At 29.0% G+C, this 12,974-nt stretch carries 14 protein-coding genes; 8 read left to right on the forward strand and 6 right to left on the reverse strand.

Annotated elements, in window-relative coordinates; translation table 11 throughout:
- Positions 1-2 precede the first annotated feature (2 nt).
- Positions 3-917 (reverse strand): dihydrodipicolinate synthase family protein, encoded by a 915-nt coding sequence (locus AQ1685_RS17735; protein WP_095074346.1) that lies wholly within the window; start codon positions 915-917, stop codon positions 3-5.
- A 150-nt stretch (positions 918-1,067) separates the two neighbouring features.
- Between AQ1685_RS17735 and AQ1685_RS17740 the strand changes: the two genes are divergently transcribed.
- The gene (locus AQ1685_RS17740) at positions 1,068-1,907 is read left to right on the forward strand and encodes an AraC family transcriptional regulator (RefSeq protein ID WP_095074348.1); all 840 of its coding nucleotides are present in this window, start codon (positions 1,068-1,070) and stop codon (positions 1,905-1,907) included.
- On the opposite strand, the gene AQ1685_RS17745 is transcribed toward AQ1685_RS17740, so the two are convergent.
- Together AQ1685_RS17745 and AQ1685_RS17750 are read right to left on the reverse strand one after the other, a co-directional pair.
- Positions 1,904-2,269, reverse strand: coding sequence for an MmcQ/YjbR family DNA-binding protein (locus AQ1685_RS17745; protein ID WP_095074349.1), 366 nt, complete (start codon positions 2,267-2,269; stop codon positions 1,904-1,906). The genes AQ1685_RS17740 and AQ1685_RS17745 overlap by 4 nt on opposite strands.
- Positions 2,269-2,880 (reverse strand): DUF4230 domain-containing protein, encoded by a 612-nt coding sequence (locus AQ1685_RS17750; RefSeq protein WP_095074350.1) that lies wholly within the window; start codon positions 2,878-2,880, stop codon positions 2,269-2,271. Before AQ1685_RS17750 ends, AQ1685_RS17745 begins: the two co-directional genes overlap by 1 nt.
- Before the next feature lie 169 nt (positions 2,881-3,049).
- Here AQ1685_RS17750 and AQ1685_RS17755 point away from each other — a divergent pair, with 169 nt between their 5' ends.
- From AQ1685_RS17755 to AQ1685_RS17770, 4 genes are all read left to right on the forward strand, one after another.
- Positions 3,050-3,784, forward strand: a complete 735-nt coding sequence (locus tag AQ1685_RS17755) for a hypothetical protein (RefSeq protein WP_157730272.1) — start codon at positions 3,050-3,052, stop codon at positions 3,782-3,784.
- Positions 3,785-3,839: 55 nt separating this feature from the next.
- On the forward strand, positions 3,840-4,322 hold the full coding sequence (locus AQ1685_RS17760) for a hypothetical protein (RefSeq protein ID WP_095074353.1): 483 nt from the start codon (positions 3,840-3,842) through the stop codon (positions 4,320-4,322).
- Between the two features lie 148 nt (positions 4,323-4,470).
- Complete coding sequence (locus AQ1685_RS17765) at positions 4,471-5,607, forward strand: amidohydrolase (protein ID WP_095074355.1); 1,137 nt, start codon at positions 4,471-4,473, stop codon at positions 5,605-5,607.
- A 58-nt stretch (positions 5,608-5,665) separates the two neighbouring features.
- Positions 5,666-6,817 (forward strand): serine hydrolase domain-containing protein, encoded by a 1,152-nt coding sequence (locus AQ1685_RS17770; RefSeq protein ID WP_095074357.1) that lies wholly within the window; start codon positions 5,666-5,668, stop codon positions 6,815-6,817.
- Positions 6,818-6,926: 109 nt separating this feature from the next.
- Here the strand turns inward: AQ1685_RS17770 and AQ1685_RS17775 are convergent, their stop codons facing one another.
- From AQ1685_RS17775 to ruvC, 3 genes are all read right to left on the reverse strand, one after another.
- On the reverse strand, positions 6,927-7,679 hold the full coding sequence (locus AQ1685_RS17775; RefSeq protein ID WP_095074359.1) for a cyclase family protein: 753 nt from the start codon (positions 7,677-7,679) through the stop codon (positions 6,927-6,929).
- Positions 7,676-8,809 carry a radical SAM family heme chaperone HemW gene (gene hemW / locus AQ1685_RS17780; protein WP_095074361.1) on the reverse strand — a complete coding sequence of 378 codons (1,134 nt, stop codon included), beginning with the start codon at positions 8,807-8,809 and terminating at the stop codon, positions 7,676-7,678. Before hemW ends, AQ1685_RS17775 begins: the two co-directional genes overlap by 4 nt.
- A 93-nt stretch (positions 8,810-8,902) precedes the next feature.
- Complete coding sequence (gene ruvC, locus AQ1685_RS17785; RefSeq protein ID WP_095074363.1) at positions 8,903-9,457, reverse strand: crossover junction endodeoxyribonuclease RuvC; 555 nt, start codon at positions 9,455-9,457, stop codon at positions 8,903-8,905.
- Between the two features lie 323 nt (positions 9,458-9,780).
- Here ruvC and AQ1685_RS17790 point away from each other — a divergent pair, with 323 nt between their 5' ends.
- Genes AQ1685_RS17790 through AQ1685_RS17800 form a run of 3 tightly spaced genes read left to right on the forward strand, consistent with a single transcriptional unit; the run spans position 9,781 to position 12,753 of the window.
- Positions 9,781-10,215: a hypothetical protein gene (locus AQ1685_RS17790; protein ID WP_095074365.1), complete on the forward strand. Its 435-nt coding sequence runs from the start codon at positions 9,781-9,783 to the stop codon at positions 10,213-10,215.
- Positions 10,216-10,228: 13 nt separating this feature from the next.
- Positions 10,229-12,007, forward strand: a complete 1,779-nt coding sequence (locus AQ1685_RS17795) for a sensor histidine kinase (RefSeq protein ID WP_095074366.1) — start codon at positions 10,229-10,231, stop codon at positions 12,005-12,007.
- Entirely contained in the window at positions 12,007-12,753 is a 747-nt protein-coding gene (locus AQ1685_RS17800; protein WP_095074368.1) for a LytR/AlgR family response regulator transcription factor, read from the forward strand. The genes AQ1685_RS17795 and AQ1685_RS17800 overlap by 1 nt, the downstream gene beginning before the upstream one ends.
- Positions 12,754-12,974: the final 221 nt, after the last annotated feature.

A 12,974-nucleotide genomic window follows, 5' to 3' on the forward strand; every position in this document is an offset into this window, starting at 1 on the left:
TTTTATAAACTTTTATAATTTGGTAGTGATGGCCTGTTTTTAAGTCCTTCTTCAATAATTTGAAGTACTTTACTTCGCTCCTCTCCAATTAACGGTAATCGAGGTGCTCTTACATTTTCAGTTCCTATTCCTGTAGCAACTTCTGCCAATTTAATATTCTGAACTAATTTAGAATTTATATCTAATTCTAACAATGGTAAAAACCATCTATAAATCTCGATAGCTTCTTGTATTTTCCCTGCTTTTTGTAACTCATATATAGCTACAGTTTCCTTAGGAAAAGCACAAACCAAACCAGCAATCCAACCGTCAGCTCCCATTAACAAACTTTCTAAAGCTAGTGTATCTACACCTGTCATTATTTTTAATCGATCACCAAAAGCATTTTTAATTCTAGTAACATTTGATATATCTCGAGTAGATTCTTTAACCGCTTCAATATTATCACAAGACAACAATTCTTCAAACATATTTAAAGTAACTTCTATACCATAATCAACTGGATTATTATACACCATAATTGGCAATGAAGTATTATCGGCTACTGCTTTAAAATATGCAACAGTTTCCTTTCCGTCTGCTTTATAACGCATTGGTGGCAACATCATTAATCCTTTGGCTCCGTCTTGTTCTGCTTTTTTTGCTGCTGCAATAGCAGATTTTGTAGTTTGCGCTGCTATATTAATTAAAACAGGAACATTGTCGTTTACTATGTTTACTGTTGTTTGTGTAAGTTCACTTTTTTCTTCATTAGATAAAGTACTGGCTTCTCCTAAAGTTCCACCTAAAACAATTCCATGTACTCCAGCATCTAGCTGAGCATTTATATTTAATTCGAACGTTTTAAGATCTAATTGATCATCTGATGTGAATTTAGTCGTTACGGCAGGCATAACTCCTCTCCATTCTATTGCCATGATAATTTATATTTTTTATGACAAAATTATTGGAGACGTATACATTTAAAAACATCAAAATTACTCAAAACTAATACTATATTAATCATTTATAAATGATACTGATTAAAATACATTAATTTTATATTTAATTGTACATAGCAAACTATCATGAAAGCATTACCATTTAAGATTCCGAAACCCAAAAATCTGGGGTTAATTTACCAAGAAGACAAAGGAATCTTTTATGATAAATTTCATCAACATGAAGAGATTCAAATCTCTTATATTGTAAGTGGAAAGGGAACTTTAGTTGTTGGAGACACTATTCATCAATATTACACCAACGATCTATTTATTATAGGAAGTAATTTACCTCATCTTTTCAAAAGTGATTTAGAGACTTCTGAGAATTCTTTTATGATATCTTTATTTTTTACAGAACAATCTTTTGGGCAAGATTTTTTTGCTTTAGATGATTTTAAATCTTTAGAAAACGTATTAAAAAAAACTGTAAATGGTTTTAAAATTGGCACTCCAAATACAGTTATATCTCAACATTTTCATGCTTTGAAAAATAGTTCTGACTTAGAGCGTTTTATTATTTTTCTTAAGCTATTACAAGAGTTTAACAATATAAATACTGAATCACTTTCAAAGTTTATTTACCCTAAGAAATATACTGAAAATCATGGTAGAAGAATGCAAATTATTATGAACTACACTATGAATAATTTTAATTCTGAAATTGATTTAAATAGTATTGCTGAAAAAGCAAACATGACTAAAAACGCTTTCTGCAACTACTTTAAAAAACGAACTAATAAAACCTATTTTACTTTTTTAAATGAGCTTCGTGTAGAAAATGCTTGTAAATTACTTTTAGAAAATAAAGAAACTGCAATTAATGAAATTGCATATCAATCAGGATATAGCAGTTTATCTAATTTTAATCGAAAATTTTTAGCAGTAAAAAAAATGACTCCTTCTCAATATCGAAAAAATCATTAAAGATTTTTTAATTCTTCTTTTAACTTTTTTGTTAATCCTTTCACTACCAAATCATAAGAATGATCTATTAACTCAAAGACTAACTCATCTGGAACATCTTGATTGATAGTTATTGTATTCCAATGTTTTTTGTTCATATGAAATCCTGGATTAATTCCTTCATATTCGCCTCTAAGTTCTTCAGATTTTTCAGGATCACATTTTAAATTTATTTTCTCTTCCCCTTTTTCCCAGTGATTTAAACCAACCAAAGCAAACATCTTTCCCATTACTTTAAATACTAAAGTAACATCATCGAAAGGAAAATTTTCTGTAATTCCTTTCTTACGAATACAATATTCTCTAAGTTGTTCTATATGCATTATTCTAATAATTTCATGTTTCCACTTGGTAGTTCAAGTGCCGAATAATCTAACTTCCATCCAATGGCTTCAATCAAATTTTTCATCAAAGCAATAGCTTCTATAGCCTCATGATTTGCAGCTTGCATCAAATTACTATTTGGTATTTTTTGAAGTACGTGTTCTTTTGCTGCTTGATTAACTTTTGTTAAATCTTCTGAATTAAATTTATTTAAAAAACCATCTTGTATATCGTAAAAACGAATATTAGGTTCTACAGATAACACTTCTGGTTGAGGAAAATCAGATAATTTAATTGTTTTATTCTTTGTGTCAGCTTCCATTTTAATCTTTCTAAAATCGAAACCAATATGTGTTTTTGCATTAATTAGGATAATTGCTTTTTTCTTACTAGAAATTAATCCTAAAAATTTACCCTGTGTATCTTCATGATGATAAATCTCTGCAAAATCGCCTTCAACAGTAATTAATTTCGTAACCTTTTTTATCTTATCTAATAAAATTACAGACTGACTTTCTGTTAAGTTTCTCTTTTTCACGTGAGAAAACTTTTGAAAAATAAAATAAGAAACAATAGCTCCTAAAGCCAATCCAAAAAATAATAATTCCATAAATACGAAATTACACTTTTAAATAAATAGTCACTGAATTAAAATCGAATTTACTCTAAAATACTACAAATAAAAACTCAATATAGACAAACTATTGACTTGCAAACTAGATTTAAAATCAACTTCTTATCTTTAAATCGAACTATATAAGAACTAAAATTTTATTACTATGTTTCAATCTTTTATAATTGTAGCAGTGCTTTGTGTTGGATCTTTTTTCTATTACAAGTATATGATGCAAAAAACAAAAGCTGTTGCAGCTGATTTTGATGAAAATGAAGTTAAAAACAACCTTCAAAAATACATGGATATTTTAACTGAAAACCAACTAGATTATTTAAAAGTTTGGTTAAAAGACAAACCAATTCATTCTTTTACAGATGCTAGCATTGCAATTTCTACTAAAGACAAGGCTAAAAATGCAGCAGTAGACGCAGCTAAAAGTGTAGCTTGGGCTGTTGTTGGTGTAAAGGCAAAATACAGAAGAGTTGAGACTGCAGCACACCTAGTATTTAGTGATAACGAATTACATTTTTTAGCAGCTAATGTTGATGGCGATTTAGAAACTCATATCACTTTCACAGAAACACAACTGGCAAATGCTAAAATAGAATACAAAGGACCTAAAAAAGGAGTGGATTTGGCTAGTGGTGTTACTGATTTTATAAGCGCGAAATTGAACAAGGAAGAAAACATGATTAATGTTTTTGCTATTACTTTTAAAGATAGAAAAGACAATTTGATAATTCAAGCACATGATAAAGTTATGTTACCTTATGAAATGGGTGATAGTAGCTACACAAAAAATACAATGATTGCTAATGTGATTTCAAAAAGTTTCTTTCAAACGTTAGGCGAAAAATATCCAAACTTAACTGCATCTAAAGTTAAAATGGTGTCTTAAATAATCTAAAAAGGCTAGTTACTTTTCTTTAACTAGCCTTTACAATTACTATTACATGAAAAAGATATTATTACTTATTCTAATTACGCTATACTTCAACCAAAATCTTACTGCTCAAATAGCAAAAGATTATTGGAGTGGTATTTATAAATTAGAAGCTTATGGAAAAAAGACAGACAGTATTCATCCTAAACAGTTTTATACTATTGAAAAAGTAAAATTGCCTTACAATAAAGAAGATGATTTGGTAGGTAAATCCAACACATTTCGTTGGGTTATGAAGAATATTCATAATAAAGAAGATAAAAAGATCTTACGCCCTTTTATAGTTACAGAAGATAAAAACGAATACAAACAGTTTGAATGGGAAATCTTACACAAAAAAAACAAAATAAAGTGTTTAGATGGAGGAAATTTATTTATCTGTAAAACTACTCCCAAAAAACTAATTACTGTGGGTAATGACACTATTCAAACTAACTCAGGCACATTTGGAGTTCTTCTACATTATGGCGTATTTGAACTATATAAACAATAAACCTCTTTGTGATAACTAGCGGAGATATTGATATCTTTATTTCAATCATAGTAAATTATAAAAAACACCTTACCTCTTAATTTCTACAAAATATTTAAGTAGTTTTAAAATCAAATTCGCCAAATATTTTAAAAAACTACAATTAAGTATGCATGCTAAACTAACTGAACTTCGAAGAAAGCTTCATCAATTCCCTGAAGTTTCAGGGCAAGAATTTAAAACTGCGAAGAGAGTTCAAGATTTTATTCATAAAAATTATCCTGGTGAACTTATATCTCAAATTGGAGGTCCAAGTTTTGCCGTTCTGTATAATTTTGGAACCGAAGGAAATACTGTTGCTATTCGTTGTGAATTAGATGCGTTACCAATTATTGAAAAAAATGGTTTTGAATACAAATCTAATTTTGAAGGTGTTTCACATAAATGCGGACATGATGGGCACATGGCAATGGTTGCTGGATTAGTTTTTTGGTTGAAAGAACAAAATTTTAAAAAAGGTCGGGTTGTTCTGGTTTTTCAATCTGCTGAAGAAACAGGAAAAGGAGCTTACGAAATGTTAGAAGATGTAAAATTTAAAGCATTAAATATCGACTATATTTTTGCACTTCATAACATTCCTGGAGTTGATTTACACACTGTAATCACAATGAAAAATGGATTTTCTGCTGAAGTAGAAAGCTTTGTTTTAAAATTATCAGGTTTGGCTTCTCATGCTGCAGAACCTCAAAATGGAATTAATCCTACTTTAGGAATAGCAGAACTTACTCAGGAATTAGACAAATTGAATATTAGTAATCCTAATGCTGAAAATTTTCAAGTATTAACTCCAGTTCATATAAGAATAGGAGAAGCTAATTACGGAATTTCTCCTGGCGAAGCTGAACTCCATTACACAATTAGAACTTGGAGTCTAAAAACAATGGAACAACTGAAAACTCAAATTCTAAATATCATCAATCAAATCAGTAAACAACATCAATTAAAACATGAAATGAATTGGCTAGAGCACTTTCCTGCCAGTGAAAATGATTTAGATTGCAATAGTATTATAAAAGACGCTGCTGAAAACTTACATTTCAATATTGAAGAACGTAGTTATCCCTTTAAATTTGGTGAAGATTTTGGTTGGTTTTCTAGACATTATAAAACTGGAATGTTTGGTTTAGGTTCTGGTTTACAAACAGCTCCATTGCATAATCCTTCTTACGATTTTCCTGATGAAATTATCCCTACAGGTATTGCTGTGTTTGGGGAAATACTCAAGAAAACATTAGAGGATAGATGATTCTCAATTATTTTTTAAATTGCAATCATAAATTAATCAACCTTACATAACTTATTCTATGAAAAAACTTTTGTTCGTCTTAATTGCTATTGTTACAGTTTCTTGTAATCAAAAAGAAAAGAAAAATCAATACACTGAAAATTTAACTCAAACCTTAGACAGTGTTCTTTCTAATACTTTTAAAGAAAATGAACCTGGAGGATCTTTGCTGGTAAAAAAAGATGGTAAAATTGTCTTCTTAAAAAATTACGGTGTTGAGAATCTTAAAACCGGAAAGAAAATTACTGAAAATACCGTTTTTAATACGGGATCAATTTCTAAAACATTTGTATCTAATGCTATTTTAATTTTACAAGAACGTGGACTACTTTCTGTAGAAGATAGTATTTATAAATATTTTAAAGATTTTGACAACAAAGAGATTGCTCAAAAAGTAAAAATCAAACATCTTTTATCGCATACATCGGGGTTACCAGATCTTAGAGATGTACGAAATAATTATGAATTTTTCCTAACGGCTAAAGACACTGCTAATTTTGAACCTATAAAACGTGCCGATTCTTTGAACTTTCAACCCGGAGAAAAGTTTCAATATTCAAATCCTTCTTATAATGGATTGGCTTTAATTGTTGAACAAGTTGCTAAACAAAAATGGCAAGATTTTATTAAAGAAAACATTTTTGAGCCTTCTGGAATGAAAACAAGTACGATTACAGATGGACCACATCCTGAGCAAGGAGTTGCTCACGCATATTATAAAGATGAAAACAATAAATACCAAGAAGCTGACTATGGTGAAATCCCTACTTTTGCTGCTTCTGGAAATGGTGGAATTTGGAGTACAGTTTTAGAATTAGCTAAATATGAAGAAGCTTTACTCAACAATGTATTTTTAGGTAAAGAATTAACTCAAAAATCTAGAGAAATTTACCATCCTAAAACATGGAAAGATTCTATAGCTCCTAATGTTGGTTACAGTTGGTTTATTGGTCAAGAAGGAGTTTTTAGAAAACCAATACCTCAAGAACTTGGAGTTAATATGTTTTCACACACTGGTTCACAAGGAGGATTTAAAGCTTTTTACATTAGTATTCCTGAAAAAAATATTTTTATCGCTGGATTATTCAATAAATACAGAAGTAATCTTTCTGAAATTATTGAAACATCGGTTGTCTCGTTGAAAGAAAATAATTGGTTAGATCAAAAATAATAGTATTAAATGCTTGCTAATTCAGGTTCTCATTTCTAATTCTATCTCTAGAGTTTACCAATAAATAAGGAATAAGAAAACGAACTTGTCGTATAGGCGTTTATAAAGTTTAGTTTAAAATTTTATATAATACAGGCTTACTAGGCGTAGCATCATTTTCGAATGGTGCTACCATTAGATTTAAAAAATACACACCGTCTTTAACAGCATTTGAAACAAAAATAAACTCAGTTATTGTAGCATCCAATCGAATTTTACCTTGGGTATTCCAAAAGGCATTATGAGCTAATAACAGTCCGTTATCTTTCTCTTTATCTACAGATGGCAAATCAATTAATAAATGTTCAATTCCCTTTTCTCTTAGGTAAATAGCCGCTTCTTCTAACAAATATGGAGGATTGGTATTTGAATATCTTTTAGATTTTTTTTCTGTTTCTAAATTAGGCAAAGTTCTAATTACTATTGCTTCTCTTTTTTTATTCCCTAAAACAACTTGTAATTGTTTTTTAGAAATTACTTCGTCTTCTCCTAGAGTTTCTGGAGCTACGGTAACAACCTCAGCTAAAAAGAAAAAACGTTTCAAATTTTCATTAATAGAATGTACTTTTTCGGTTATATGCCCAACACATTCTGTATGTGTGATATGTGAATGCGGATTGAATTGAATCGTGTTGAAATTAACTGGTGCTCCTTCTGAAACTTTAATTACTTCATCACCAAATTGCTCAGCATAAATTTTAGGATCATCTAAATACCACGCATTTACATTATCTTTAGTAGTATCAATAGGAATGGAAATATCTATTGGCTTCGATATATCTATTTGATATTTCTTTGAATTATACTGAATTGTTGCAATCAAGATAAATTTAATTTAAACAAATCGGAAGCAATACCGTCGGTTAAAAACTTTCCTTTTCGTGTCGTTTTTAGTGTTTCATTTTCAATATACAATAAATCTTCAAGAATAAATTTTTCGGCTTGCATTTTTAAATACGCCAAATATTTTCCTCCGAAATCTTTTTCTACTTTCTGAAAAGAAACTCCCCAAATCGTTCGTAAACCTGTCATAACATATTCATTATAACAATCTGTTACAGAAAGTTTTTCAACCTCAATTGGTAATTCACCAGTAGTTATTTTTTGGATATATAATGCATTGTTAGCAATATTCCATCCTCGTTGTTTCCCGTTGAAAGAATGAGCAGACGGACCAATTCCTAAATATTTTTTCCCTTGCCAGTACGCTGAATTATTCTGACTGAAAAAACCTTCCTTTCCAAAGTTTGATAATTCATAATGTTGAAAATCTGCTTTATTTAATTCATCAACTAAAATTAAAAACTGTTCTTGTGCTAACTCATCATCAACATTATCTATAATTCCTTTTTCAATAAAACTTTCTAAAGCTGTTTTAGGCTCAACAGTTAATGCATAACTTGAAATATGTGGAACTCCGTAAGATAAAGCTGTATGAATATTCTCTCGCCACTCTTCATTTGTAGTATTGGGAATACCATAAATCAAATCAATTGAAATATTATCAAACTTCTGAATAGCCTGAGACAAACTTCTTTTTGCTTCTTCTGCATTGTGTGCTCGATTCATTAGTTTTAAATCCTTTTCAAAAAAAGATTGGATTCCTATACTTAATCTATTTACAGAAGAACTTGCTAAGTTTTCAATTCTTTCGGAAGTTAAATCATCTGGATTCGCTTCCAAAGTAATTTCAGGTTCTTCAATAACTTTATAATTATCGTAAACTGATTTGATAATACGATCAATTTCTGTTTGGCTGAGTACACTTGGTGTTCCTCCTCCAAAGTAAATCGTTTTTATCGCTTCATTATCAAACTCATTTTTACGCAATATTAACTCTGTAATTATTGCAGTTATCATTTCTTCCTTCCTTTTTAAAGAAGTAGAAAAATGAAAATCACAGTAATAGCACGCCTGCTTACAAAACGGAATATGAATGTAAATTCCACTCATCAGTTATCAGTTATCAGTTATCAGTTATCTAAAACTATTTTTTTCTAAAAGCTACACAAATAAAAATTAAAAACTTTTCAACGTTATACAAAACTACTTCTTTACTCTTTTTTCGTTTTGTTTTACAAAAGCAGCCCAACCTGTATAATTCTTGCCTCCTACTTTAGCTCCTGAATTATAAAAATGACAAACCGCAGCTGCTAGTCCGTCTGTTGCATCTAAATTTTTGGGTAAGGTTTTTAGATTTAATAATGACTTTAACATTAAAGCCACTTGTTCTTTACTTGCTTTTCCATTACCTGTAATTGCCATTTTTATTTTTAATGGCGCATATTCTGTTACAGGAATTTCACGAGATAAACCCGCGGCCATTGCAACTCCTTGCGCACGTCCTAACTTTAACATCGATTGTACATTCTTACCAAAGAATGGAGCTTCTAACGCAATTTCATCTGGTTTATATGTGTCGATAAGTTCAATAGTACGTTCAAAAATGAGCTTTAGTTTTAAATAATGGTCTGTATATTTTTTCAAGATTAATTCATTCATTTGAACAAATTCCATCTTCTTTCCTACAACCTTAATAATTCCAAATCCCATAATGGAAGTTCCTGGATCTATACCTAATATGATTTTTTCTGTCTTCAAATTTATGGCACTTAGTACAGGCACAAAGCTAATCAATAAAAAACGAATGCCTGTATTGAGATTAAAGACTGCTGACTCACTTTTTAATTGTTATTTCTGATTTTATTTGATTTGTAAAGAAGCTAAAATAAACAACCTTAACCAATTATACACAAAGGAATTATACTTATTAAAAAACTACTTGAACAGTTTTTAATTCATTCTTAATCGAGTAACGTTTATACCCTGAAAAGACTACGCTTAAGGTTTTTTAACTTTTAACGTATTTAAATAATGTGTTGTTTTGCTAATAATCTTTCACATTTAATTAAACTCTTATTCATATGGAAGCTAATATTATTACTCCTATTAAAATAACAAAATCTACTAATACATATCCAAATAGTGACTTTACTTTTGGTATAGATAAGAATGGAAATCAAATATTGGTTGCCAAACCAGTTAGTGCAATTTATTACCCTGATCGTTTATCTATAATCGTTGCTATAGATGAAGATTATTCTGGTACTCCTGAAATATATTACTTCAAAGAAAAAGGCACCATATATGTTTCTTTTAAATTTACTCACTCTTCAGTTCCAAATCGTCTTTATGAATGGACTATAAACATTGATAATAACTTATTTGGTGCTAATAAACCTAAAACGGTTTATTTAACAGACACAAAATCTTCATTAGATGACACGATGATTGAAGGTCAGGGAACTGAAACTTCAGAAGGAACAGAAGTTAGTTTTGATGAACCTCCGATGAAATAAATATTATGGATTAATGTTATTGAAGACTTTATTTATTGCCTGCCTATTTACGTTAATACCTAGTACTCTCATCTTTTCTCAGAATAAAAACGATATTTACTTAGACATACTTAAATATTCTAATAATATAAAATCTGAATCAGAACTTAACAAAGCGATTGTTTTCTTCTCTGAGAAAAAATGGGATTCTACGTTAATATACACTCAAAAATATCTTTCTAAGTTTAAGCCAATTCATCACTCTAAAAATTTGGTTCATTACATAAGAGGAGTAAGTTTATTCAAAAAAAATGCTTTTACAGAAGCCAAAAATCAATTAGCAAAAATCTCTCCTAATTTTAAGTTTCATAATATTAAAGAATTCTATTTAGGTTATATAAACATCTCATTATATAAATATGAAGAAGCGATCACACATTTCTTACCATTATCACTGAAAAGTAATAATGAATTGAAATACTTTAAGAAAGAATCAATGTATAAAAATCTTTCATCTTGTTATTCTATAATAGAACAATTTGATAAGGCAGAATATTATTTTGAAAAAGTAAATCAAAGCACAAAGGATACTTTAAAACTAATTGACAATTATACTAACAGAGCTCATTTATATCTTAAAAACAAGAAACTTAAATTTCTTTATTTAAAAAAAGCTTATAAATTATCTAAACAAATAAGCTATGATAGCAGTAGAGGTTTAAATACTAAATACAAAAAAATTGATTTCTTAAAAAGGAAAAGAAAAGCATCAAAAAATATGGCTATAATTGAAGAAAATTATGGCCGTTACACATCTGCTCTCTATTACAGAAAAGAATATGAAAAATACCATGATATTATAAATAGTCAGAATAAAATTTACGAAGTAGCAAAAAAAGAGAAAGAACTTGCTCTGGCAGGTAAACAAAAGGAAATAGATTTATTCACCACTAAAAATAAGTTACTTAAGACCGAAAATAAATTAAAAACTGTTGAACGTAACAATTTGTTTTTTACTTCTGGTATTCTCTTCATTCTCTTACTAACAAGCGCCTATTTTTATAGAGAAAAAGTAAAAACGAATAAAGTAATTTCTTCACAAAAAGAAACTTTAAATGAATTAAATATAACAAAGGATAAATTATTTTCAATTGTGAGTCATGACTTGCGTTCTTCTGTAAATGCTTTAAAAACTAGTAATAGGGTGTTACTAGAAAATTTACAATCTAAAAACATTAATGTTTTAGAAGATTTATTACAAAAAAACAGCGGCATTGTAAATGGTGCTTATGGCTTGTTAGATAATTTGTTAAACTGGGCTTTACTTCAAACAGATGGTGGATACTTTCATATAGAATCTCATCGTTTATTTTTTATTGTAGAACATGTGGCATATAATTACAAAGGCTTATTTCGTGAAAAAAAAATTCATTTTGAAAACAAAACATCTAAAAAAGCTACAGTTACAGTTGATCAAGAATCGTTAAAACTAATTCTGCGAAACTTATTAGATAATGCTATTAAATTTTCAAGACCTAAAGGATCAATATCTCTTTACACTAAAGAATCTAATAACTATTGGTGTTTAATTGTAGAAGACACTGGTTTAGGGATGAGTGAACATACTAGATTAGAACTACTACAAGAAACTACAATACTAAATAAAAAAGTTCATAAAAATATTATTGGTACAGGATTAGGGTTAAGTCTGGTAAAATCAATGATTCAAAAAAATAATGGGAAATTCAATATAGAAAGCACTCTTGAAAAAGGAACAAAAATCATAGTATCATTACCTAAAAATTATGACTAATGGATCGTATAAATGTATTAATTGTAGAAGATACCGTTGACGAAAGTAATAAGCTTGTAAAGCTTTTAGAAGATAACAATTATAAAATTAGTGGTGTTGCCTCAACTTTCCGAGAAGCTTTGGCTTTGTTTTATAAAGTAGAAGTAGACATTTTAATTGTAGATATTTTTTTAAATGGTATTCCTGAAGGTATAACATTTGCAGAAACAATTACAACTATACCAGAATCTGCTAAACCTTTTGTTTTCTTAACGAGTTCAAAAGACAGACAAATCTTTGAGCGTGCAAAACTCACTAAACCTTATAGCTTTCTATTAAAGCCTTTTAATGAGTTGGAAGTATTGTATGCTATTGAAATGGCTATTGAAAAATTTTATAAGCAATCGGATGTATTTTTTTCAGATGAAGAAGATACTATTATTAGTAACGACAGTCTATTTATAAAAAAAGGAAAATCGCTCAAAAAAGTATTACTCTCTGATATTATTTATATTGAAGTAGAAGAGAAATATTGTAATATTATTACGGAAAAAGAAAAGTTTGTAATCCTTATTTCTTTGACTAAAATTTTAAACCTTTTAGATACTAACTTTTTTTATAGAACACACAGAAACTACATTGTAAATAGCAATAAAATTATTGAAATTATTCCTTCGGATAATTTGATCATTTTACAAGGGAAACATCATATTACATTAAGTGAACGTTATAAACAAATTATTAAGAAATTCCGTACCCTAAAATAAAACAGTTACGCTTATTTACATATTTACAAGCTAATAACTCCTATTCTTTAAATTAGATTTTATTTTTATACCATTGTTTCCCTTTTTCGTGGAAATAAAACTCCTCTTCATTCCATTTTAAAGCTTTACTACACTCATTACAAGTAATTTCACTTCAGAAATCAAACGCTAGCAAAATGTATTTCAACTCAAGTCAAATCAAAAGTTGGATGTAAAACTCT

The organism is Tenacibaculum jejuense (assembly GCF_900198195.1).
GTDB lineage: Bacteria > Bacteroidota > Bacteroidia > Flavobacteriales > Flavobacteriaceae > Polaribacter > Polaribacter jejuensis.

Bases quoted from the DNA above. Each gene is read 5' to 3' on its own strand.
- AQ1685_RS17735 (WP_095074346.1), bottom strand. From the start codon at position 917: ATGGCAATAGAATGGAGAGGAGTTATGCCTGCCGTAACGACTAAATTC.
- AQ1685_RS17770 (WP_095074357.1), top strand. From the start codon at position 5,666: ATGAAAAAACTTTTGTTCGTCTTAATTGCTATTGTTACAGTTTCTTGT.
- AQ1685_RS17765 (WP_095074355.1), top strand. From the start codon at position 4,471: ATGCATGCTAAACTAACTGAACTTCGAAGAAAGCTTCATCAATTCCCT.
- AQ1685_RS17790 (WP_095074365.1), top strand. From the start codon at position 9,781: ATGGAAGCTAATATTATTACTCCTATTAAAATAACAAAATCTACTAAT.
- AQ1685_RS17755 (WP_157730272.1), top strand. From the start codon at position 3,050: ATGTTTCAATCTTTTATAATTGTAGCAGTGCTTTGTGTTGGATCTTTT.
- hemW (WP_095074361.1), bottom strand. From the start codon at position 8,809: ATGAGTGGAATTTACATTCATATTCCGTTTTGTAAGCAGGCGTGCTAT.
- AQ1685_RS17750 (WP_095074350.1), bottom strand. From the start codon at position 2,880: ATGGAATTATTATTTTTTGGATTGGCTTTAGGAGCTATTGTTTCTTAT.
- AQ1685_RS17800 (WP_095074368.1), top strand. From the start codon at position 12,007: ATGGATCGTATAAATGTATTAATTGTAGAAGATACCGTTGACGAAAGT.
- AQ1685_RS17795 (WP_095074366.1), top strand. From the start codon at position 10,229: ATGTTATTGAAGACTTTATTTATTGCCTGCCTATTTACGTTAATACCT.
- AQ1685_RS17740 (WP_095074348.1), top strand. From the start codon at position 1,068: ATGAAAGCATTACCATTTAAGATTCCGAAACCCAAAAATCTGGGGTTA.
- AQ1685_RS17745 (WP_095074349.1), bottom strand. From the start codon at position 2,269: ATGCATATAGAACAACTTAGAGAATATTGTATTCGTAAGAAAGGAATT.
- AQ1685_RS17760 (WP_095074353.1), top strand. From the start codon at position 3,840: ATGAAAAAGATATTATTACTTATTCTAATTACGCTATACTTCAACCAA.